The organism is Corynebacterium tuberculostearicum, from assembly GCF_013408445.1.
Classification (GTDB): Bacteria; Actinomycetota; Actinomycetes; order Mycobacteriales; family Mycobacteriaceae; genus Corynebacterium; species Corynebacterium tuberculostearicum.
The window spans coordinates 40021-62753 of sequence record NZ_JACBZL010000001.1 but is presented as its reverse complement, the minus strand read 5'-3'; the positions used below and the strand labels follow the sequence as shown (position 1 = coordinate 62753).

Here is a 22733-nt window from a genome sequence, read left to right as displayed (position 1 = left end):
TTCCTTTTGCGCGGGCGGGTGGCACAATATGGTCTTATGACCGCAGAAGAAAACAATGACATCGTCGATAACGGCCTGGACATCCGCACGCCTTCGGGCACGGATGATCCCCTTTCTGATGCGGAGATCCAACAGTATCGCGAAGAAATCAACCGCATGGACCGCATCATCTTGGATGCCGCCAAGCGCCGCACGGAAGTCTCCCAGGCCATTGGCCGCACCCGCATGAACTCCGGCGGCACCCGCCTGGTCCACACGCGCGAGATCGCCATTTTGAATCAGTTCCGCGATGAACTCGGTGAGGAAGGACCCACCATCGCGTCGGCGCTGCTGCGCATGGGCCGCGGCCGGCTGGGTTAGCCGAATAATTACTGGCCAGCCGATACTATACAGTACCCTGAATTAGCATGAATGCAGTTCTCGTCGCCGTCATAGTCATGCTCGTGCTCGCCCTCCTGCGCGTGCATGTGGTGGTAGCGCTCTTCCTAGGAGCCATCGTCGGCGGGCTCATGTCCGGCATGGGGCTTGATGCCACCATGGTTGCCTTCCAAGACGGCTTGGGCGGCGGCGCCAAGATTGCGCTGAGCTATGCCCTCTTGGGCGCTTTTGCCATGGGCGTAGCCTCAGCCGGGCTGCCCCAGGTCCTGGCTAATTTCCTCATCCGCAAGCTCGGCGGCAGCGGCGAAGCAGACCCCAAAGCCGCCCTGGCCACCAAGTGGATGCTCATCCTCGGGCTCATCGCCATGTCCGTGATGAGCCAGAACCTCATCCCGGTCCACATTGCCTTCATCCCGCTCATCATCCCGCCGCTGCTGACAGTGATGAATAAGCTGCGGCTGGACCGCCGGCTGATTACCACCTGCCTGACCTTCGGCCTTATCACCACCTACATGTTTATCCCGGTGGGTTTTGGCTCCATCTACTTAAATGACATCCTGCTCTTTAATATCCAGCAGGCGGGGCTTGATACCTCCGATATCAATATCATGCAGGTCATGGGCGTGCCAGCGCTCGGCATGCTCGCCGGCCTACTCATCGCCATCTTCTTTAGCTACCGCAAGCCGCGCGACTATGAAAACCTGCCCATCGCGGCTGAGGAGCACCAGGAGGCCCCCTCTGCCTATAAGGTGTGGGTGTCCGTCGTGGCCATCATTGCCACCTTTGCGGTGCAGATTGTCATGCAGGCGCTCGACTTCGAGTCCGATGGCCTCATGGTCGGCGCGCTGACCGGCCTGGGCATTTTGCTGCTTACCGGCGCGGTGGACTGGAAGCACGCGGACGATGTCTTTACCAATGGCATGAAGATGATGGCGCTCATCGGCTTCATCATGATCACCGCCCAGGGCTTTGCCTCGGTCATGACGGCCACCAATGAGGTCGGCCCGCTGGTAGATGCCACCGCTAGCCTCTTTGGCACCAATAAGGTCCTCTCCGCCGGCGCGATGCTGGTGGTAGGCCTCGTGGTCACCATGGGCATCGGCTCGTCCTTTTCCACCCTGCCCATCATTTCCGTTATCTATGTGCCGCTGTGCATGTCGCTGGGCTTTAGCCCCGCGGCCACCGTGGCGCTTATTGGCACCGCAGGCGCGCTTGGCGACGCCGGCTCTCCCGCCTCCGATTCCACCCTCGGCCCCACCGCGGGCCTCGGCGCGGACGGCCAGCACGACCACATCCGCGACTCGGTCATTCCCACCTTTATCCACTTCAATATTCCGCTGCTCATCGCCGGCTGGGCAGGCGCACTCATCCTCTAGAAGGGTCCGACGCGGGTGCCCTTTCTGGACTACGGTGGGAGGGGTACATGTTGCCAATGCGCTAGTTGCCAGAAAGGCCTACCACCATGGATATCACCGCATCTGCCCAGTGGAGCGAGCTCGCGAAGGTATATGAGGACAAAAAGGACCTCAACCTCCACGAGCTTTTTGCCGCCGATGCAGACCGCGCCCGCAACTTCACCTTCGACGCCGCCGGGCTGCACGTGGATCTGTCGAAGAACCTGATCGACGGGGACATCGTCAAGCAGCTGGTTGAGGTAGCCAAGGCCGCCGACCTTGAGGCCCGCCGCGACGCCATGTTCGCCGGCGAGCACATCAATAACACCGAGGACCGCGCCGTGCTGCATACCGCGCTGCGCATCCCGGCCGAAGATGACTTGACCGTTGACGGCCAGGATGTTGCCGCCGATGTCCACGAGGTCTTGGGCCGCATGCGTGATTTTGCCACCGCGCTGCGCTCCGGCGCTTGGCTGGGGCATACCGGCCACACCATTAAAAAGGTAGTCAACATCGGCATTGGTGGCTCCGACCTTGGTCCGGCCATGGCGGCCAAGGCACTTCGCTCCTATGAGGTCGCTGGCATCTCGGCCGAGTTCGTCTCCAACGTTGACCCGGCCGATATGGCCGCCACGCTCGATGGCCTGGATGCAGAATCTACCCTATTCATCATCGCCTCCAAGACGTTTACCACTCAGGAAACGCTGACCAATGCGCACGCCGCGCGCCGCTGGCTCATCGAGCAATTCGATGGTGATGAATCCGCCGTGGCCAAGCACTTCGTCGCCGTATCCACCAACGCGGAGAAGGTAGCCGAGTTCGGCATCGATACCGAGAACATGTTCCCGTTCTGGAACTGGGTCGGCGGTCGCTACTCCGTGGATTGCGCCATCGGCCTGTCCCTCATGTGCACCATCGGCCCGATGGACTTCATGCGCTTCCTCGAGGGCTTCCACGCCATGGACGAGCACTTCCGCACCACCCCACTGGAAGAAAATGTCCCGGCGCTCATGGGCCTCCTCGGCGTTTGGTACACCAACTTCTTCGGCGCCCAGACCCACGCCGTGCTGCCCTACTCGCAGGACCTTGGCCGCTTCCCGGCCTACCTGCAGCAGCTGACCATGGAATCCAATGGCAAGTCCGTGCGCCGCGATGGCACCGCGGTTACCGCCCCATCCACCGGGGAAATCTACTGGGGCGAGCCGGGCACCAATGGCCAGCACGCCTTCTTCCAGCTCATGCACCAGGGCACGCGCCTCATCCCGGCGGACTTCATCGGCTTTGCCCGCCCGAAGCAGGACTTCCCCACCGCCGATGGCTCCGGCTCCATGCATGACCTGCTCATGGGCAACTTCTTTGCCCAGACCAAGGTACTGGCCTTTGGCAAGACCGCAGAGGAAATCGCGGCCGAAGGCGTAGACGAGGCCGTCGTGCCGCACAAGGTCATGCCGGGCAATCGCCCAACCACCACCATCCTGGCCGAGGAGCTCACCCCCGCCGTGCTCGGCGCGCTCATCGCCCTCTACGAGCACATCGTGTTTACCCAGGGCGTTATCTGGGATATCAACTCCTTCGACCAGTGGGGCGTGGAGCTGGGCAAGCAGCAGGCCAATGACCTGGCCCCGGCCGTCTCCGGCGCTGAGGCTGCCGACTCCGGCGACCAGTCCACCGATGAGCTCATCGGTTGGTACCGCTCCAACCGCTAAAGCCCACTTTGAGCCGCGTTATCCCCTCCCACCCACTCGGCGGGGCGGATAACGCGGCTGCTTTATGGCCTCGCTCGCCCCACGGCGATGTAAAACAAGCACGTTCTGCCCCAAATCAGCGCGAAATCGGGCGAAACGTGCTTGTTGTGTCAGCGGAATGCGGTTTAGAGCTTAACCATCGGCTCCCAGCCGAAGGGAATGTCCTCCGAGTTCACAATCCGGCGGCCGAACGGGAAGCAAGTCACCGGGATCATCTTCAGGTTGGCCAGCGCGGCCGGGATGCCCACGATGGTCACTACCTGTGCCGCCGCGGTGGTGACGTGGCCAATGGCCAGCCACAGGCCGGCGACCACGAACCAGACGATATTGGAGAAGGTGGACATGGAGCCGCTGCCCTTGACCGGCTGCACTACCGAGCGGCCAAATGGCCACAGGGCGAAATTAGCCATGCGGAACGACGCCACGCCCGCTGGAATGGTGACGATGAAGATGCAGGCAATAATGCCAAAGAGGAAATAGGCAAGGGCTAGGAGGAACCCGCCGGTGATAAACCAAACGATGTTAAGAAAGGTACGCATGTCCCCCACACTAGCGCGGGAATCTTATTGCGCGGGGTGAAGCGGCTGGCAGTACGGGCACCACCAGATGATGCGCTCGAGTTCGCCTTCATCGCCGCCGGCATCCACGCCACCAAGCACTCCCTTGGTAATGAAGGTGCCGCAGCGGCGGCAGCGCTTGCGGTTGCGGCCGAAGACATAGGTCGTCTCCCCGGCGCGGCGCACGCCGGTGGTTACGCGCACCGGGGAAGTGCGGTTGGCCCACATGATGCGCCGAGAGATGTCGAGGATGCGGGCGGTATCCACCTCGGATACTGGTGTGGCCGGGTGGACCCCCGATAGGAAACAGGCCTCGGCGCGGTATTCATTGCCGATGCCGGCGACGACCTTTTGGTCGAGCAGCGCCGCGCCGATGGCGCGCTGGGGCCGGGCATTAAGCCGGCGCAGGGATTCCTCGCGGTCCCAGTGGGGGTCGAGGATATCCGGACCGAGGCGCGCGATGCGCTGGTGGTAGTGGTCGGCGGGATAGATATCCACGAAGCCCAGCTGGTGACCTACGACCTCAATATCGCGCGGGGCGTTGGCTAGCTGCAGGACGATGCGCGCGGTATGTCCGGGTTTGCGCCAGCGGTCGCCTGCGTAATGGATGGCCCAGGTGCCTTCCATCTTGAGGTGGGTGTGCACGATGGTCTGGTCGAATTGCATGAAGAGGTGCTTGCCATAAGGCCAGACGCGCTCGCACACCATGCCTTCTAGATGCACGGTGGCATAGCGCGGTACGCGCACGGAACAGCCGGTAACCTCGCGTCCGGCCATGAACTGCAGGCGGTTGGATAGCTGCAGGACGGAATCGCCTTCGGGCATAACACCTCCAGTGGATCTTTAGCGACGGTACCCGCCGCGCGGGCGGAAGCCACCATTATTGCGCGGTGCGGGCGGCGGATCATCAAAGCTGAGTTCTTCGATGGCCTCGCTCGCGCGGCGTCCTGCACGTGGGGTGCGCGGAGCAGCGGCGCGGGCAGAGATGCGCACGCCCTTAGGCGTAATTCCGGCGCCGGCTTCGCGCAGGTGGGCCGCCGCATCGGTTTTATGGATGGGGCTGCCATTGCACTTTTCGATAACCAACGGGGACAACGCTCCCCTCGCCACCATGTCCGTGAGCGCGCTTACCAAGCGGGGATATACCTCTGCTGGGTCGATACCACCCGGCAGCGATTCCAGGAAGGTGGTGAGGGTTTTGCCGCCGCGGGTGAGGTGGGCGATGGGTAGGCCGTCGATAAGCACTACCAGCGCGCCTGCCGAACGGGTCGGCCCGCCGGTGGCTTTGCCGTCGGCGTCGTCGCGCTGCGGCCACGGCAGGGCCGCACCGTAGGGATTGGCCGGGTCGCAGGCGGAGAGGACAAAGGTCTCGGGCTCGGTGGTACCAGACGGCCAGCCGGTAACATCCGGGGAATCGGCCAGCCCACGCAGGCGGTCGATGATGGCGGGCGTGGAGAATTGCGCGGCGCCGAGCCCATCGATGACGTAGCCGCGCATGGCCTTGCCGGATTCCTCAAAACCGGAGAGCACCTTATAGGCCAGCGCGAAACCACCGAGCACGTCCTCGGCCACGACGGAGCCGCGGGTGAGCACGCCGTAGCGGTCGAGCCAGGCCTCGCCGTGGGCGACGGACCGGGAGGTGGCATCGGTGGCGGCAGACACGGCAAGCGACCACCGGCCCATGACATCGGGCGGGGTCCCCGCGCCCGCGGCGTTCTGCGCTTGGGCGAAGGAGGTGCGCCCCATGCGCAGGCGCGAGCGGGTAGGCCGGCGCTTCGAGCGGTGCGCGGTGCGGCCTGAGCGCGAGCCGCCGGAGGACAGCCGGGTGCGGATCGGCGCGAAGGAATCGGGGCTTACCAGGCCCATCTCCACTAACCCCCAGAGGGCCTCGCGGGTCTCCTCGGTGGTGCCGGGGGCCTCGGCGGAGATATCGGCAAAGAGGAAGCCCCCGCCGCGACCGAGGACATCGAGGATGGCGCGCTGCAGCATGCTCACGCCCTCGGCATCCGTTTCTGGGGCGAGTTGGGCGGCATAGTCCGAGGGCAGCAGCATGATCCAGGGGTCGGCCGCACCGGCCTTGCCGGCGCCGACGATGAGCACCTCGCCATTGGAGGTGAGCTCATCGAGCATGGTGGGCGAATAATCGCCCACGCGGGCGGGCAGGATGAGCGATTCCCACGCGGAGGCAGGCAGGCGCACCCCGGCGAGCTGTTCGATGACGGAAAAGACGCCATCGGCACCGCGCAGCGCGGGGCGCTTGCCGGCCGGGGCGATGCTGTGCCACTCCGGCAAGAAGCGGGCGAAGGTAGCGCCCGAGACCGGCTCGGTGGCCGCCCTAGCTGCGGCGAGCGAGCGCGAGCGAATAGTCTTGAGCACAGCCGCGGCGCAGTACTCCTGCTCCTCCACTCCCTGGCGGTAGCGGCCTTCTACTACCCCGTCGAGCGCGCCGAGGACGGTGTGCGCGGCGGAGACAGATATGCCGAAGGCCTCGGTGAGATCGCGCAGCACAAACGGACCACGCGTGCGCGCCCAGCGCGAGACCAACTGCGGCAGGGCATCGGAAATGGTGGCCACCTGGGCGGGGATGCCGGGAGGAATGGGGATACCCAGGGCGTCGCGAAGCAGGGGTGCGTCCTGAGCCTGGGCTAGGTGCTCGCGCCCGCCAATGCGCACGCGCATAATCCGGGCGCCCAGCTGGTCCAGGGCGGATAGCGGGACGTCGGTATGTTCGCCCAGCTCGTCCACGGGAATCGGACCGAGCACGCGCAGCACGTCCGCCACCTCCTCGGTGGTGCGGGCCCGGCGCGCGGGATCGGTGCGCTGGAGCTGGGCGTGGACCTCGGCGATGATCTCTGGATCGAGCAGCTCGCGCAGCTCTACCGTGCCCAGCAGCTTGGCCAAAAGCGCTGGGTCGAGGGCCAGGGCGGCCGCGCGCTTTTCCGCCAGCGGGGAATCGCCCTCGTACATAAACGCGCCGGTGTAGTTAAACAGCAGCGAGGAGGCGAAAGGCGAAGGCTGTTCGGTGGTGACCTCCGCGATGCGGATGCGCCGATGGCCCAGCTCCCGCATGACCTCCGTGAGCGCAGGAACGTCGTAGACGTCCTGGACGCACTCGCGCACCGTCTCCAAGATGATGGGAAAAGACGGGTATTTGCGGGCAACGTCCAAAAGCTGCTCGGCGCGCTGGCGCTGCTGCCACAACGGCGCGCGCTTGCCGGGATTGCGCCTGGGCAAAAGCAGCGCGCGGGCGGCGCACTCGCGGAAGCGGGAGGCAAAGAGCGCGGAATTGCCCACTTGTTCGGCCACGATATCGGCAATCTCATCGGCATCGAAGGCGAAGATGGATCCATCGGGATCGGATTCTGACTCCGGCAGGCGCAGCACGATGCCGTCATCACCGGCCACCGCCTGCGGATCCATGCCGGTGCGCTCGCCCACCCGGGCGCCTACCGCAAGTGCCCACGCGGAGTTCACCGGCCGGCCAAACGGGGTGTGCAGCACCACGCGCCAGTCCCCCAGCTCATCGCGGAAGCGCTCGAGCACCAAAGTCTTTTCATCCGGAATAACACCGGTGGCCTCGTTTTGCTCCTGCAGGTAGGCCACGATATTGGAGCGCGCATTATCGTCGGCATCCGCAATTGTCTCCGGCGAGCTAAAAACCTCGCGGCGGTACTCGCCCAGTGCCTTGCCCAGCTCATAGGGGCGACCTGCGCCATCGCCATTCCAGAAGGGCAGGCGGCCGGTATGCCCCGGCGCGGGGGTGACCAGTACTTGGTCGCGCGTGATGTCCTCGATGCGCCAACTGGTCGCACCCAAGGTGAAGACATCGCCCACCCGGGACTCGTAAACCATCTCTTCATCCAGCTCGCCCACCCGGCGCGGCGTGCCCGCGGTGCCCTCACCAGCGCCGGTATAGAGGAATACGCCGAACATGCCCCTATCCGGAATCGTGCCGCCGCTGGTCACGGCCACGCGCTGGGCACCAGGCCGCGCGGTCATCACACCAGAAACACGGTCATAGACCACGCGGGGTTTGAGCTCGGCAAAGTCCGTGGACGGGTACACGCCGCTGACCAGGTCCAGCACGGAGTCATAGACCTCGCGCGCCAGATCGCGGTAGGGCCAAGCCCGGCGGACCATCTCGTACCACTCATCGGCATCGAGCCCATCGTCCCCGGCTGCGGCCACGGCCGCCACCGTCTGCTGCGCCAGTACGTCCAGCGGGTTGCGCGGGGTATGCATCTCCTCAATGAGCCCGGCGCGCATGCGCGCTACCGTCAGTGTGGACTGCACTAGATCCGCGCGGTGCTTGGGATAAAAGGAGCCGTGCGATACCGCGCCCACAAAGTGCCCGGCGCGGCCCACGCGCTGCAGGCCGGAGGCCACCGAGGGCGGCGATTCCACCTGCACCACCAGCTCCACGGCACCCATATCGATGCCCAGCTCCAGCGAGCTCGTGGCCACCACGGCCTTGAGCGTGCCCTCCTTCAGCATCGTCTCTGTCATCGCGCGCTCGTCCTTGGACACCGAGCCGTGGTGGGCGCGGGCGATGACGGCCGGGGCCTTGCCGGCGACGTCGACCTGCTTCATCAGCTGGGCCGGGTCGCGCCGAGTCTCCGGCGAGAGCGATTCCGGATCGTGCTCGGCCGCATAGAGCTCATTGAGCCGGCTGGTCAGCCGCTCGGCGGTGCGGCGGGAATTCACAAATACCAACGTGGAGCGGTGCGCCATGATCTCCGCATAGAGGTCATCCTCGATATACGGCCAGATGGACTTGGCCGTGGGCAGCGCGGATTCATCCACGGAGGGCGCGCTAATGCCGATGGCATCATCCACGGTCATCTCCCCGATGGTGGAGCCTTGCTCCGGCGTTGGAAGATCGGACATATCCTCCACGGGCACGTGCACGTCCAGCTGCCACTTCTTTTCCGCATCCGGGGCCACAATCTCCACCGGCCGGTTGCCGCCCAAGAAGTTTGATACCGCAGACAGCGGCCGCACGGTGGCGGAAAGCCCAATGCGCTGGAAGTTACCCGCCACCTGCTGTAGGCGCTCCAAGGTCAGCGCTAGGTGCACGCCGCGCTTGGTACCGGCCAGGGCATGGATCTCATCGATGATGACGGTATCCACCGTCTTTAAAATCCCCGCCGCCTTGGAGGTCAGCATCAAATAGGCCGACTCCGGGGTGGTGATCAAGATATCCGGCGGCTTGCGCACCTGCCGCGCGCGCTCGGCAGACGGCGTATCGCCCGAGCGCACGCCCACCGAAATATCCGGTACGTCCAGCCCTAGGTTCTCCGCGGTGCGCGCAATGCCGGTCAGCGGGGCGCGCAAGTTATTTTCCACATCCACGCCCAGCGCCTTGAGCGGCGAGATATACAGCACCTTCACCCCGGCGGCGGATCCAGCAGTCCCAGAGCCCACCGGCAGCGCCAGCTGGCCCTCGCGCTCAACCAAATTATTCAGCGCCCACAAGAATGCGGCGAGGGTCTTACCAGAGCCGGTGGGGGCCACCACAAGGGCATGCTCACCGCGGGAAATCCTCGCCCAGGCCTGCGCCTGCACGGCGGTAGGATCAGCAAATACATCCTGAAACCACTGCGCTACTTGGGGGCGGAAGCGGTCGAGGATGTTTTCTGGCATGCCCACACTCTAGTCTGCGTTGTAATGTGGGCACCATGACCGTCGAGATTTCTGATTCCCGCCTGACCAATTCCCTCGCCCAGGGCTGCGGTGAGATCCTGAAAGGCGTGCGCAACGGGGGCCTGCTACGGGGCCTTTCGCTTGGCGACGCCGGCGATGAAGCCGCCCAAGAATGGATCGCCCGCGTCCTCGAGCAGCACCGTCCCCAGGACGGCATGCTCTCTGAGGAAGCCTCCGATGACCTAGCCCGTTTGAAGAAGGACCGCGTGTGGATCGTGGATCCGCTCGACGGCACCAAAGAATTTGCCACCGGCCGCCAGGACTGGGCGGTACATATTGCCCTCGTAGAAAATGGCATCCCCATCCACGCGGCGGTGGGCCTGCCGGATCTCGGCGTTACCTTCAAGTCCTCGGACGTTCGAGCAGTCACCGGCCCGCTGTCTAAGAAGTTCGTCGTCTCCCGCAATCGCCCGCCCAAGGTAGCCGACTACATTGCGGAGAAAATGGGCTATGAAGTCGTGGGCGTCGGCTCCGCGGGCGCCAAGGCCATGCACGTGCTGCTCGGCGATTATGACGGTTATATCCACGCCGGTGGCCAGTACGAGTGGGATCAGGCCGCCCCGGTGGGCGTCGCCCAGGCGGCCGGCCTGCACTGCTGCCGTCTCGACGGCTCCGAAATCCGCTTCAATAATGAGGACACCTTCATCCCGGATATCCTCATCTGCCGCCCCGAGCTCAAGGATGAAATCTTGGAGCACGCCCAGGCCTTTGCCGCGGAGCATGGCGGATTCTAAACTAATGCCCATGATTGAGACCCCATACGAGGATCTTCTGCGAAAGGTCCTAGAGACCGGCACGCCCAAAGGCGATCGCACCGGCACCGGCACGCGCTCCATTTTCGGTGCGCAGCTGCGCTATAACCTGGCCGAGTCCTTCCCGCTGCTGACCACCAAGAAGGTCTACTTCCATGCGGTGCTGGGCGAGCTGTTGTGGTTCCTCAAGGGCGAGTCCAATATCAAGTTCCTGCAGGACAATAAAGTCCGCATCTGGAATGAATGGGCGGATGAGAACGGCGAGCTGGGCCCGGTTTACGGCGTGCAGTGGCGCTCCTGGCCCACCCCGGACGGCCAGCACATTGACCAGATCCAGCAGGCGCTCGACACCCTGCAAAACAACCCGGATTCTCGCCGCAACTTGGTCTCCGCGTGGAACGTCGCGGAGCTCGACCAGATGGCGCTGATGCCCTGCCACCTGCTCTTCCAGCTCTACGTGGCTGATGGCACCTTGTCCATGCAGGTCTACCAGCGCTCGGCCGATATGTTCTTGGGCGTGCCCTTCAATATCGCCTCTTACGCGGCGCTGACCCACATGTTTGCCCAGCAGGCCGGGCTCAAGGTGGGCGAGCTCATTTGGACCGGCGGCGATTGCCATATCTATAACGACCACGTGGAACAGGTCAAAGAGCAGCTTTCCCGCGAACCGCGCCCGTACCCGCAGCTCAACCTCCACAAGGCGGAGGACATGTTCTCCTATGACTTCGCCGACTTTGAGATTGAAGGCTACGACCCCCACCCCACCATCAAGGCGCAGGTGTCCGTTTAATGTTGGGCGCAATATGGGCGCAGTCCCTGGACGGCATCATTGGCGATGGCGAGCAGATGCCTTGGCACGTGCCGGAGGATCTCAAGCACTTTAAGGACGTGACCATGGGCGCGCCGGTCATCATGGGCCGGAAAACCTGGGAGTCCCTCAACCCCAAGTTCCGCCCGCTTCCCGGCCGCGAGAACTACGTGCTCTCCTCCCGCGCCCCCGGCCAGTGGTCCGCCGGCGCCCAAGTCCTCACCGAAATGCCCTCGCTTTCCGACGCCTGGGTTATCGGCGGTGGCCAAATCTATACCGCCACCTTGGACCAGGTGGACCGCATTGAGGTCACGCTCATGGGCGTCAATATCGGCAATGTTTATGGCGATAAATCCATCTATGCCCCCGACATCCCCGAGGAATTCGGCCTCGCCCACAGCACCGACTGGCTCACCTCCGCCAAGGGCCACCTGGCCCTGCCGGATAAAGAAGCCAGCGATCTTCCCATCAAGTACCGCTTTTTAACCTACGACCGAAAGGACGCAGCCTAATGACTGTACAAACCCCCGAAACCAACTCCGACGTCACCATTTTCTACGCCGACTGGTGCCCATTCTGCGCCAAGCTCATCAAGAACCTGGACCGCACCGAGACCCCATACGAGCTTGTCGACGTCGAAGGTGACAACACCGAAGACATCAACGCCTGGATCGAATCCGTCAACGACGGCAACCGCATCATCCCCACCGTCCTCTACTCCGACGGCACCCACGAGACCAACCCGCCGGCTTCCTCCGTGCGCAATAAGCAGAAGGAATTGGCGGAGAACTAAGCCATTTCGGGGCGCCCCCGCCCCACTGCTATGATTAGCCAAGTTGCACACGCAACCCCGCCCCAGTAGCTCAGGGGATAGAGCACGGCTCTCCTAAAGCCGGTGTCGGTGGTTCGAATCCACTCTGGGGCACAATGTGAAGTCTCGAGACATCGTTCCGGTCGATGCCTCGAGATTTTTCGTTTTCAGTTGCCCTGTTGGGGGTCAAGTTCGTTGTCTTTCTTGTTGTAATAGATCTTTTCTTCGGCGAGTGTGTAGGCGGCGATTTGTGCCCCAGTGGTGGTTATTTTGATGCTTACGCGGTTGTCGATGCAGACCATGGTGATTGGTTCGCCGCCCCATCGGCGCCCGATGTAGAGGCGGCGTAGTTTGCCACCCCATCGCAGGGTTGTCTTGCCGTTGGTGCCTACTTTGTCAGTGCGTAGGCGGTAGTCGTGGTCTGGTTTGATGTCTGCTGGGAGAGCTTTGGGCAGTGCTGTGTAGGCTTCTGCGGGGGTGGTTCTGTTTAGGGCTCTATGGGGGCGTTTGTGGTTGTAGTATTCGATGATTTCTTTTAGCTGAGAGTTGAGTTCATCGAGACTTTGAGCTGGTATTTTGCTTGCTAGGGCTAGTTTAAGGGTGTAGTGGAAGCGTTCAACTTTTCCTTGTGTCTGGGGGTGGTAGGGTTTACCGTTTTTCTGCTTGATTCCTAGGTCTATGAGCAGTTGCTCGAATCCGTTTCGCGCGGGGTTTGTCCGGTCTGTGCTGGTTGTGAATGCTCGGCCGTTGTCGGTGAGGGTGGACTGGGGGTAGCCGTGTGTCTGGCCTGCATTAATGAAGCTTTCTATGACGTTTCCCACGGTGGCATTGTTGTAGGCACAGCAGGAGATGATGAACCGGGAATGGTCGTCCAAGATGGTGAGGATAGCTACTCGCTTGTGACCTGCGATGGTCCAGTCACTGTAGTCCATTTGCCATGTTTCGTTGGGTTGATCTGCTTGAAATCGTATCCATGAGCTGCGAGGACGCTTTTGTGGTTGGGCGATGACGTGACCGTTGTTTGCGAGCACTCGGTGGATTGTGGATGGTGCTGGTGGTGGGTCGATTCCCTCTTGCTGCAAGTGCCAGCGAATTGTATGGGCTCCGGCGTTAGTGCCGCGTTCTGTGAGGTCCTGGCGCAGTTTAAGTATGCGGTCGACAGTGCTGGGGTTGAGCGCTCGGGGATTAGTGCGCGGGCGTTTAGAGCGTGGTTCTAGGCGGTTGATTCCGCCTTCTCGGTAGCGGGCTTGAAGTGTTCGGATCCATCTGGTGCTGACGCCGAAATGGTCAGCTGCTTCGGCTTGAGTCATGCCGGTAGCAAGCATGGTTTCGATGATGATTTTTGGGCTTGGTTTTGATTTCTGCTCCATTTTTAAAGCATGGAGGATCGATGTCTCGAGACATCACTTTTTGTCGCGGCCGGGCAAATTTAACTTCAGAGTTTTCTACCGGATCGATGTAATGAGACATTAGTGCTGGTTAGACCGGAACTATCTCATAAGACATGCGGAACGATGTCTCCGAACCAGACACACTCTGGGGCACAATGTGAAGTCTCGAGACATCGTTCCTATGGTGTCTCGAGATTTTTCGTTTTTGTTGTGCCCCGGGTGGCGGTGATTTCGTTGTCTTTTTGGTTGTAGTAGACCTTGTCGGCTTCCATCGTGTAGGCGGCTATTTGTTCCCCGGTTGCAGCTATTTTGATGGTGACGTGTTCATCTTTGCATGTCATGGTGATGGGTTTTCCTGTCCATCGGCGCCCGATGTATAGGCGGCGTAGTTTTCCGCGCCACCGCAGTGTAGTTTTGCCGTTTTTGCCTACTTTGTCTGTGCGTAAGCGAAATTCATGTGTGTGTTTGATGGATGCGGGTCTAGCTTTAGGCAGTGCGTTGTAGGCTTCGGCTGGGGTGTAGCGGTGTAGCGCTCTGTGTGGGCGTTTGTAGTTGTAGTATTCGATGATTTCGGTTAACTGTTCATTGAGTTCTTCGATGCTTTTAGCTGTGGCTTTGTTTGCAAGGGCTACTTTAAGTGTGTGATGGAAGCGCTCTACTTTTCCCTGGGTTTGGGGATGGTATGGCTTTCCGTTCTTTTGGATAATTGCTAGGTCTACTAGGAGTTGTTCGAAGCCGTTGCGGGTGGGTTTAGTGCGGTCACAGTTGGTGGTGAAGGCTCTACCGTTGTCGGTGAGGGTTGATTGTGGATATCCGTGACGTTTTCCTGCGTGGATGAAGCTTTCTAAGACATTTTCTACTGTGGCGTGTGTGTAGGCGTGGCAGGAAATGATGAACCTTGAGTGGTCATCGAGGATGGTTAAGATAGCGACTTTTCTATGGCCAGTTATTGTCCAGTCGCTGTAGTCCATTTGCCAGGTTTCGTTGGGCTGGTCTGCTTGAAACCGTCTCCATGAGCTGCGGGGACGCTTTTGCGGTTGTGGGGTGATGTGTCCGTTGTTGGCCAGTACTCGGTGAATGGTTGATGGTGCAGGGGCAGGATTGATGCCGTCGCGTTGCAAGTGCCACGCAATAGTATGTGCTCCTGCGTTTGTGCCTTGCTCTATGAGTTCTTGTCGTAGCTTTAGAATTCGGTCAACCACCGTGGGGGCTAGGGCTCGGGGATTGGTGTGTGGGCGCTTGGACCGGGGTTCTAAGGCCTCTATTCCGCCGTTGTGATAGCGGCGCTGAAGGGTTCGGATCCATCTGGTGCTGATGTTGAAGTGTTCGGCTGTTTCAGCTTGAGTCATGCCGGTAGCAAGCATTGTTTCAATGATGATTTTAGGGGCGGGTTTCGAGTTGTTCTCCACTTATTCAGCATGGCGGAACTATGTCTCGAGACATGCCGGTTCACCCCCGCGGGGCACTCCCGCCCAAAATCGTGCTGCCGGATCGATGTAACGAGACATTCCCGCAGGACAAACCGGAACGATCTCATAAGACATGCGGAACGATGTCATGGAACCAGACACACTCTGGGGCACAAATGTCATGAGTCGCGTGAGGTTACCCTCGTTTAGTGGACACCCTATTTGTACGGATCCTGTGTCCGTAGGAGAGGATGTTCATTGTGAGTCAACAGCGCAAGAAGTACACGCCGGAGTACCGGCGTGAAGCCGCGAACTTGGTAATCGAGTCAGAGCGCCCGATCGCTCATGTGGCTAAGGAGATTGGCGTCTCCGCCGGGCTTTTAGGCCGGTGGGTCAAACTCGAGCGTGAACGCCGAGGGGCCTCGGATGGGATGAGTGAGGCGGATCTTCGTGCTGAGAATGCTCGTCTGCGCCGTGAGTTGGCGGAAGCCAAGATGGATAATGAGTTTTTGTCAAAAGCGACAGCCTTCTTCGCCGCGAAGCAACGCGAGCAGAAAAGTTCGAATTGATGCAGCAGGAGAAGGCAAACTACAGCATCAAACGCATGGCACGGCTATTAAAAGTGTCTCGGTCTGGATACTACAAATGGGCTGATACGCAGCAGAAACGACTATCCGGAAAAGATAATCGTGCAACATTTTACGATGACGTTGACCGCAAGATTCATCAGATCTGGAAAGACTCCGATGAGGTTTATGGTGCTCCCCGGATCACCGCAGAACTTACCGAGCGTTACCGGATCACCCTGAATCGCAAGACTGTGGCTAAGCGGATGCGCCTGATGGGAATTGAAGGGATTTCACCGCGTGCCTTTGTCCCGGTGACAACGATTCAAGCTAAGCGTCAGTCGAGTCTTCCTGACCTGGTCAAGCGCGTGTTTGATACTGGTGATCTCAACCGAGTGTGGATGTCGGATATTACCTACCTACGCACCAGCGAGGGATGGTTGTACTTGTGTGCGGTCCGCGACGGCCATTCCCGCAGGGTGCTGGGCTGGGCGATGGATAGCGTTCAAGATACATGCCTGGTCGAACGGGCCCTGCGGATGGCATATACACTGCGCGGTGACGTTCCTGATGGGCTGGTGTTCCACGCTGACCGCGGAACGCAATTTACCAGCGAGAAGCTCTGGGAAGTCTGCCATAACCTGGGCATTGCTCAGTCTGTGGGGCGTACTGGTGTGTGCTTTGATAACGCGATGGCTGAGTCGTTCTGGTCGACGCTTAAAACCGAGTTCTACGACCGTAAGCGTTGGCCTACCCGCGATGCTGCGCGCAAGGCCGTTGCCTACTGGATGGAAGTCGTTTACAACCGTCGGCGCCGGCACTCTGCACTAGGAATGGTCAGTCCCGTCGACTTCGAAAACCACATTGGTCTAACCACCAGTAGAAAAGAAATAGCTGCCTAAACACTAGGTAGCCCCACTACGTGTCCACGAATTGCGGTCAACCCCACGCGACATGTTTGACAGATGAGTCGCGACATCGTTGACAAACCGGCATTCCAGTTGCTTTTTGTTCTGGGGTGCCGGTTTCTTTTATTTTGTGGCTTGGGGTGGGTCTCCTTGTTTCCAGTAGGGCCTTTGATAGTCGCGGGCTGTGTCGATGTAGTGCTCGGTGATTACTTCGCCGGTTTCGGCTAGTGACGTGATGACGTGATTGTCGGCGATGACCATGAGGACTTTTTGTCGTTTAAAGGCTCTGCCAATGCCTAGGTGGAAAAGCTTGCCAGCGTAGCGCACGGTGACTTTGCCGTTGTCCCAGACAATGTCGTTTCTGGTGTGGGGTTGCCCGCAAATCGTGGACACGTAGTGGGGCTACCTAGTGCTTAGGCAGCTATTTCTTTTCTACTGGTGGTTAGACCAATGTGGTTTTCGAAGTCGACGGGGCTGACCATCCGGGCCTGACCCCCGGAAAGTGGACACGTCGGGGGTTAGCTATGCTGCTCTAGTCAGTGTAGCTGAATTCTCGGCTTCAAAGACGTCAGGAGCTGAAAGATTGCACCAGGAGTGCCGTCGGCGTGTGTTGTAGCGCATGCACCACCGGAAGACTTCTTGGCGGCAGGAGATCGGATTGTCAAAGACTTTCCTGTCACGCAAGATTTCCCGCTTGAGCGTGGCGTTAAACGATTCTGCTAGGGCGTTATCAGCACTCGTTCCTACCGCTCCCATAGACTGGCGCACACCCAACGACGAGCAATAGTTCCTAAAGGCTTGTGAGGTGTACACGCTGCCGTGATCAGAATGGAAAATTGCCCCTTTAAGGCTTCCGCGGACTTTCCTGGCATGGGACAAAGCTTCGATAACCAGTGATACCCGCATGTGATCGGCGAGTGCATGTCCGACAAGTTTGCGCGAGTAGACGTCGATGACCGTGGCCAGGTACATGTTCTTGCCGCCCTTACACGGCAGGTACGTAATGTCGCCTACATAGACGTGGTTTGGCCTGTCAGCTGTGAATCTGCGGCCTACTAGATCTGGCATGACGCGGTGACCAGGCTTACGCCTGGTAGTGACGCATCGGCGGCGTTTGGTAAAGCCTTTAAGTCCCATGGATTTCATGATTCGTGCGACTTTCTTGTGATTTATCGGGCCAAAGCTCGTATCGGCTTTAAGGCTTGCAGCGATGCGTTTAGCACCATAAAGCCCGTATTCATCATCGAAGATGGTCTTGATTCTTGCACCAATAAGAGCATCCGAACACGTCTTTAACCTGCGTTCTTCGCGGGTTTGCACCCATTTGTAGAACGAGGAGCGATTGAGCTTTAACACCTGGCACATCCGCTTAACCGAGAATTCGGTTCGGTGGTCATAGACAAACTGGAAGCGGATCACCAGTGAGTCTCTTCGGCAAAATATTTCGCGGCCTTGCGCAGGATGTCACGTTCTTCGCGCAGCTTTGCGTTCTCTTTTTCTAACTGGCGGATCCGTTCGGAATCATTCGCTGCTTGGACCTTGTCGCGCATGCTTTTTGTGCGGGCACGTTTGCCGGTGCCGTACTTCTTGATCCAAGAATGCAGCGAGGCACGGTTGATACCGAGCTCTGCTGATGCTGAGTTCAGTGAGAGGTCCTCATTGTTTTCGTAGAGGGCCACGGCATCGCGTTTGAACTGTTCGGAGTACCTGGACATGGTGGTAGATTACCTTTCTTCCAGCCCGACTGGGCTGGATATCAGGTGTCCACCAAACAGGGGTCAGGTCCTCCCTAGTGCAGAGTGCCGGCGCCGACGGTTGTAAACGACTTCCATCCAGTAGGCAACGGCCTTGCGCGCAGCATCGCGGGTAGGCCAACGCTTACGGTCGTAGAACTCGGTTTTAAGCGTCGACCAGAACGACTCAGCCATCGCGTTATCAAAGCACACACCAGTACGCCCCACAGACTGAGCAATGCCCAGGTTATGGCAGACTTCCCAGAGCTTCTCGCTGGTAAATTGCGTTCCGCGGTCAGCGTGGAACACCAGCCCATTAGGAACGTCACCGCGCAGTGTATGTGCCATCCGCAGGGCCCGTTCGACCAGGCATGTATCTTGAACGCTATCCATTGCCCATCCCAGCACCCTGCGGGAATGGCCGTCGCGGACCGCACACAAGTACAACCATCCCTCGCTGGTGCGTAGGTAGGTAATATCCGACATCCACACTCGGTTGAGCTCACCAGTATCAAACATGCGCTTGACCAGGTCAGGAAGAGCTGACTTACGCTTGGATTGAATCGTTGTCACCGGGACAAAGGCACGCGGTGAAATCCCTTCAATGCCCATCATGCGCATCCGCTTAGCCACAGTCTTGCGATTCAGGGTGATCTGGTAGCGCTCGGTAAGTTCTGCGGTGATCCGCGGAGCACCATAAACCTCATCGGAGTCTTTCCAAATCTGATGAATCTTTCGGTCAACGCCATCGTAAAATGCAGCACGATCATTTTCGCCAGATAGTCGCTTCTGCTGCGTATCAGCCCATTTGTAGTATCCAGACCGAGACACTTTTAATAGCCGTGCCATGCGTTTGATGCTGTAGTTTGCCTTCTCCTGCTGCATCAATTCGAACTTTTCTGCTCGCGTTGCTTCGCGGCGAAGAAGGCTGTCGCTTTTGACAAGAACTCATTATCCATCTTGGCTTCCGCCAACTCACGGCGCAGACGAGCATTCTCAGCACGAAGATCAGCCTCACTCATCCCATCCGAGGCCCCTCGGCGTTCACGCTCGAGTTTGACCCACCGGCCTAAAAGCCCGGCGGAGACGCCAATCTCCTTAGCCACATGAGCGATCGGGCGCTCTGACTCGATTACAAGGTTCGCGGCTTCACGCCGGTACTCCGGCGTGTACTTCTTGCGCTGTTGACTCACAATGAACATCCTCTCCTACGGACACAAGATCCGCACAAATAGGGTGTCCACTAAACGAGGGTAACCTCAGGTGCGCCATTCTTGCTTTGGATTATCACTTGGGCTGGCTTTGGGTCCTGTCGTGTAGCTGTGGTGCGGGCTGCGTCTGCCAAGCGCTCGGTGAGGGCGGTGAATGTTGTAGTAGTCGCGAAATTCATCTAGTTGTTCTTGCAGCTCACCTATAGTTTTCGCGGGTGGTCTGGCGGTGATCCATTTTTTGAGTGTTTGGTGGAATCTCTCAATTTTTCCTTGCGTTTGTGGGTGGCCTGGGCGGCCGTTTTTCTGCTGAATTTTGTACGTACTCAAGACTTTTTCAAAAGCATTTCGCCCGAGCGTGATGCTCCTATGTTGTGTCAAGCTGATTTGAGAAGTTCTTCATAAGCCAACCTCAACTCCGGCAAAGGGCGCTTGCCGGTTTCGATATCACTGATTCTCGCCGGGGCACACCCGAGTTTTTCAGCAACCTGGGCTTGCGATAACTGCCTCTCGATCCGTCGAGCTTTGAGTTCATCAACCTCTACCTGGCCCGTTGGAAGAACGGCCTGACCCAAGCACAACACCCGGTAGACCTCCCTGACAATGGCGCGTTTCAGACACCGTAAGATCTCCTTTTTCGACAATCCTTCCTTGGTGCGTTTGGCTACGTAGTCCCTGGTGCGTTGGTCATGATGCATCCGCACCAACGCGATCCGATGCAACGCAGAATTCGCCCGACGATCACCACCCCGGTTGAGACGGTGCCGATGAGTCCGTCCAGAACTAGCCGGAATCGGTGCGGCCCCGCACAGATGAGCTAATGCTGCCTCGGAGTGAATCCGGCCTGGATTATCCCCCACACTGACAATCAGATCAGCAGCCACCACGGAACCACACCCAAATATCGAGGTCACATGCGGATTGATCATCTCAACCAGGATACTGATGTGTTTTTCCAGCTGCGTACCCTGTTTCTGTAAATCACGATAGGTGGTGGCTAATGTCTTCAACGCGAGGAGCACCCCATTTCTGGGGTCGGCCAGGTCAGCTGATGGTCGGCACCGGGACAAGGCCTCCACCATGACCAATGTGGACATCGCACTATAGCGGCGTCGAATCTCATCGGGTGCTGTGACCAGCAACGATTTGATCGTTGTCATCAGTTTCGCTGCTGTCATCACGAGCTGACGGCGGGTGATCTGCAACCCACGGAGGGATTCCACTGGCCCGGAAGTGTCTTTCGGGATGCTTAAGGCTTCCCCGGTGAGCACCTGGCGGGCGGCAGCGACAGCATCAACGGGGTCTGATTTGCCGTCCCGGCGTCGAACGGCCCGGGTAGGGCGTAAGACTTCTACGACTGAGTATTTCTGGGTGCGAAGGTGGCGTGTCAGGCCTGCTCCATAGGAGCTGGTTCCTTCCACACCGACGGTGGTGACACCGTAGGTTGCCATGAACTCTGAAATCGCCACGTAGCCAGGGTTGGTGGCGGGGAAGGTGTCGGTGGCGATGTGCCGGCCGGTGTCCGAAATAACGGCAACAGTGTGGGTATCGGTGTGGGTGTCGATTCCGGCAACGGGGCCGGTGGGGCAGTCGAAAGTGGTAGACATTGGGGATCAGGTCCTGTCTGTGAGCAAACGTGCGGGTGACCCGCGATCCGGGGTTTCCGGGCAGACAAGACGCTGATGGGACGACTACACTAGACACCTGCCGGGGTGGTCACGGTGGAGACGTCACGCTCCTATAAGGTCATGGGCGGATTCACCAGATTGCGGTACAGGGTCGGAACTAACATGGAAGACAGATCACGCTGAAGGCACATGAGGAGATCATGGCCAGTCAAGAAGTGGGTCATTCCACGTGGTTCCGATCCTGTATTCCCATTATCAGCGTCAAGTTGTTTGTGTGTGGGGCTGGGTTTATAGGTATTTGTCGAAGCGGTCGGGGTAGGCCACGGCCATTTGGTTGATGGCTTGTTTCCAACCGGAAACTCGGGCTCCTTCCATGAGTCTGCCGGCTGTCGCGGAGACCCGTTTGCCCTCCTTTGCCCTCTTTGCCGCTCGTTTATCTTCAATGTTGCAGATCATCAACCACAGCGTCTTCAGCGCGGATTCATCATTGGTGAACTGCACCCTGTTGCGGGTAGCTTTACGCAGCTCATTATTAAACGATTCAATGGAGTTCGTCGTATAGATGACCTTTCTCGCTGCTGGCGGGAACTGCAGAAACGGGACAAACCGCCCCCATGCGTCCTGCCAGACCTTGACTGAGCGTGGATACTTCTCACCCAACTCGGAAGCCTCGAATTCGGCTAAAGCTGCCTTGGCTGTGGACTCGTCTGCGGCGGTGTAGACCTTCTTCAACGCGGCGGATACAGCCCGGCGATCACCGTAGGCCACCCACCGGTTCGCGGCACGTATCAGGTGCACGATACAGGTTTGCACCATAGAGTTCGGCCAGGTTGCCTCTACTGCTTCTGGTAGGCCTTTCAGCCCGTCACAGCAGACGATAAAGACGTCTTTGACGCCACGATTGGAAAGGTTGGCGCACACTTGCGCCCAAAAGGAGGCACCTTCTTCCTTGGCAATCCACAATCCCAAAATGTGCTTGATCCCGTCGAGGTCCACGCCGATTGCCATGTACGCGGACTTGTTGACAACTCGGCCTCCATCGCGGACTTTAATGCGTAGTGCGTCCAGGAAAATGACCGGGTAGAACTCGTCTAGCTGGCGGTTTTGCCAGACCATGACCTCATCCAAGACGGCGTCAGTAACCGCAGAAATCGTCTCATGAGAGATATCAACCCGCATCGCAGTTGCCATGTGGTGCTGGATATCCCTAATGGTCATTCCACCGGCGTACAAGCTGACAATCATGTCATCAACGTCAGTCAATCGCCTCGAGCCTTTAGGGACCATAGTCGGCAAGAATGTTCCCGCCCGATCCCTAGGGACATCAACGGTTACCGGCCCGTAGTTCGAATCCACGGTCTTTGTGTACGACCCGTTGCGGTGATTGTCTGTCCCAGCTGCAGCTTTGCCGCTCCTGTCGCCGGACTCGTAGCCAAGGTGGGCATCCATTTCAGCATTCAAACCTCTGGTGATTGAGGCTTGCAGCATGCCCCGAACTAGGTCGTTGGCATCCGTTGTCGATGTGCCTAGGTCATCAATCAGTTTCGCGATTTCGGGGTTAGCAAGCAGCTTCTTTTCAATCGCGTCAATCTTGGCCTTATCGGCCGGATCTCGTCTTGTCACAGTAGTCATTCTGGCTTATCTCCTTATGCAGGTTGGAAACCCACACACAAACCATCAGACACTCTCAGACATGCCGGTTCACCCCCGCGGGGCACTCCCGCCCAAAATCGTGCTGCCGG

Annotated in this window: 17 protein-coding genes, 1 tRNA gene and 2 pseudogenes; 9 read left to right on the top strand and 11 right to left on the bottom strand. The window is 59.4% G+C overall.

Annotated elements, in window-relative coordinates:
• The first annotated feature begins 36 nt into the window (after nucleotides 1-36).
• From BJ985_RS00285 to pgi, 3 genes are all read left to right on the top strand, one after another.
• Nucleotides 37-360: a chorismate mutase gene (locus tag BJ985_RS00285; RefSeq protein ID WP_179386220.1), complete on the top strand. Its 324-nt coding sequence runs from the start codon at nucleotides 37-39 to the stop codon at nucleotides 358-360.
• A 47-nt stretch (nucleotides 361-407) separates the two neighbouring features.
• Nucleotides 408-1754 (top strand): Na+/H+ antiporter family protein, encoded by a 1347-nt coding sequence (locus BJ985_RS00280; RefSeq protein ID WP_179386219.1) that lies wholly within the window; start codon nucleotides 408-410, stop codon nucleotides 1752-1754.
• Nucleotides 1755-1840: 86 nt separating this feature from the next.
• Nucleotides 1841-3478: a glucose-6-phosphate isomerase gene (gene pgi, locus BJ985_RS00275; RefSeq protein ID WP_179386218.1), complete on the top strand. Its 1638-nt coding sequence runs from the start codon at nucleotides 1841-1843 to the stop codon at nucleotides 3476-3478.
• 164 nt (nucleotides 3479-3642) lie between these two features.
• Here the strand turns inward: pgi and BJ985_RS00270 are convergent, their stop codons facing one another.
• Genes BJ985_RS00270 through BJ985_RS00260 form a run of 3 tightly spaced genes read right to left on the bottom strand, consistent with a single transcriptional unit; the run spans nucleotide 3643 to nucleotide 9717 of the window.
• Complete coding sequence (locus BJ985_RS00270) at nucleotides 3643-4056, bottom strand: YccF domain-containing protein (RefSeq protein WP_034668289.1); 414 nt, start codon at nucleotides 4054-4056, stop codon at nucleotides 3643-3645.
• A 24-nt stretch (nucleotides 4057-4080) separates the two neighbouring features.
• Nucleotides 4081-4899 (bottom strand): DNA-formamidopyrimidine glycosylase family protein, encoded by an 819-nt coding sequence (locus BJ985_RS00265; RefSeq protein WP_179386217.1) that lies wholly within the window; start codon nucleotides 4897-4899, stop codon nucleotides 4081-4083.
• A gap of 18 nt (nucleotides 4900-4917) precedes the next feature.
• Nucleotides 4918-9717 carry an ATP-dependent helicase gene (locus tag BJ985_RS00260; protein WP_179386216.1) on the bottom strand — a complete coding sequence of 1600 codons (4800 nt, stop codon included), beginning with the start codon at nucleotides 9715-9717 and terminating at the stop codon, nucleotides 4918-4920.
• A gap of 35 nt (nucleotides 9718-9752) precedes the next feature.
• Between BJ985_RS00260 and BJ985_RS00255 the strand changes: the two genes are divergently transcribed.
• The 5 genes from BJ985_RS00255 (at nucleotide 9753) to BJ985_RS00235 (ending at nucleotide 12262) form a co-directional block, all read left to right on the top strand.
• Complete coding sequence (locus tag BJ985_RS00255) at nucleotides 9753-10511, top strand: 3'(2'),5'-bisphosphate nucleotidase CysQ (RefSeq protein WP_179386215.1); 759 nt, start codon at nucleotides 9753-9755, stop codon at nucleotides 10509-10511.
• A gap of 4 nt (nucleotides 10512-10515) precedes the next feature.
• Nucleotides 10516-11319: a thymidylate synthase gene (locus BJ985_RS00250; RefSeq protein WP_373366762.1), complete on the top strand. Its 804-nt coding sequence runs from the start codon at nucleotides 10516-10518 to the stop codon at nucleotides 11317-11319.
• Entirely contained in the window at nucleotides 11319-11849 is a 531-nt protein-coding gene (locus tag BJ985_RS00245; RefSeq protein WP_179386213.1) for a dihydrofolate reductase, read from the top strand. Before BJ985_RS00250 ends, BJ985_RS00245 begins: the two co-directional genes overlap by 1 nt.
• Nucleotides 11849-12130 (top strand): glutaredoxin domain-containing protein, encoded by a 282-nt coding sequence (locus BJ985_RS00240; RefSeq protein ID WP_179386212.1) that lies wholly within the window; start codon nucleotides 11849-11851, stop codon nucleotides 12128-12130. The genes BJ985_RS00245 and BJ985_RS00240 overlap by 1 nt, the downstream gene beginning before the upstream one ends.
• 59 nt (nucleotides 12131-12189) lie before the next feature.
• A tRNA-Arg gene (locus BJ985_RS00235) sits at nucleotides 12190-12262 on the top strand.
• Between the two features lie 53 nt (nucleotides 12263-12315).
• Here the strand turns inward: BJ985_RS00235 and BJ985_RS00230 are convergent.
• Both BJ985_RS00230 and BJ985_RS00225 read right to left on the bottom strand, forming a co-directional pair.
• Nucleotides 12316-13518: an IS481 family transposase gene (locus tag BJ985_RS00230; protein WP_005323622.1), complete on the bottom strand. Its 1203-nt coding sequence runs from the start codon at nucleotides 13516-13518 to the stop codon at nucleotides 12316-12318.
• Nucleotides 13519-13718: 200 nt separating this feature from the next.
• On the bottom strand, nucleotides 13719-14903 hold the full coding sequence (locus BJ985_RS00225; RefSeq protein WP_179387548.1) for an IS481 family transposase: 1185 nt from the start codon (nucleotides 14901-14903) through the stop codon (nucleotides 13719-13721).
• Between the two features lie 296 nt (nucleotides 14904-15199).
• On the opposite strand from BJ985_RS00225, the gene BJ985_RS00220 reads away from it, so the two are divergent.
• Nucleotides 15200-16416 (top strand): IS3 family transposase gene (locus BJ985_RS00220; RefSeq protein WP_096030703.1). Its coding sequence is split into 2 segments (ribosomal slippage): nucleotides 15200-15461 and nucleotides 15461-16416, totalling 1218 coding nucleotides; the frame shifts between segments, so codons are not numbered across the junction.
• Nucleotides 16417-16545: 129 nt separating this feature from the next.
• Here BJ985_RS00220 and BJ985_RS00215 read toward each other — a convergent pair.
• The 6 genes and pseudogenes from BJ985_RS00215 to BJ985_RS00190 all read right to left on the bottom strand — a co-directional run.
• A pseudogene (locus tag BJ985_RS00215) lies at nucleotides 16546-16785 on the bottom strand (IS481 family transposase); the annotation flags it as partial.
• Between the two features lie 159 nt (nucleotides 16786-16944).
• A protein-coding gene (locus BJ985_RS00210) for an IS3 family transposase (RefSeq protein ID WP_100067808.1) occupies nucleotides 16945-18137 on the bottom strand; the annotation gives its coding sequence in 2 pieces (ribosomal slippage) (nucleotides 16945-17858 and nucleotides 17858-18137; 1194 coding nt in all).
• 63 nt (nucleotides 18138-18200) lie between these two features.
• Nucleotides 18201-19357 (bottom strand): IS3 family transposase gene (locus BJ985_RS00205; RefSeq protein ID WP_179386210.1). Its coding sequence is split into 2 segments (ribosomal slippage): nucleotides 18201-19096 and nucleotides 19096-19357, totalling 1158 coding nucleotides; the frame shifts between segments, so codons are not numbered across the junction.
• Between the two features lie 63 nt (nucleotides 19358-19420).
• Nucleotides 19421-19717 (bottom strand): annotated as a pseudogene (locus BJ985_RS00200) (integrase core domain-containing protein); the annotation flags it as partial.
• Between the two features lie 23 nt (nucleotides 19718-19740).
• The gene (locus BJ985_RS00195; RefSeq protein WP_005324630.1) at nucleotides 19741-20970 is read right to left on the bottom strand and encodes an IS110 family RNA-guided transposase; all 1230 of its coding nucleotides are present in this window, start codon (nucleotides 20968-20970) and stop codon (nucleotides 19741-19743) included.
• A 309-nt stretch (nucleotides 20971-21279) separates the two neighbouring features.
• Nucleotides 21280-22623, bottom strand: a complete 1344-nt coding sequence (locus BJ985_RS00190) for an IS256 family transposase (protein WP_179386209.1) — start codon at nucleotides 22621-22623, stop codon at nucleotides 21280-21282.
• Between the last annotated feature and the right edge of the window lie 110 nt (nucleotides 22624-22733).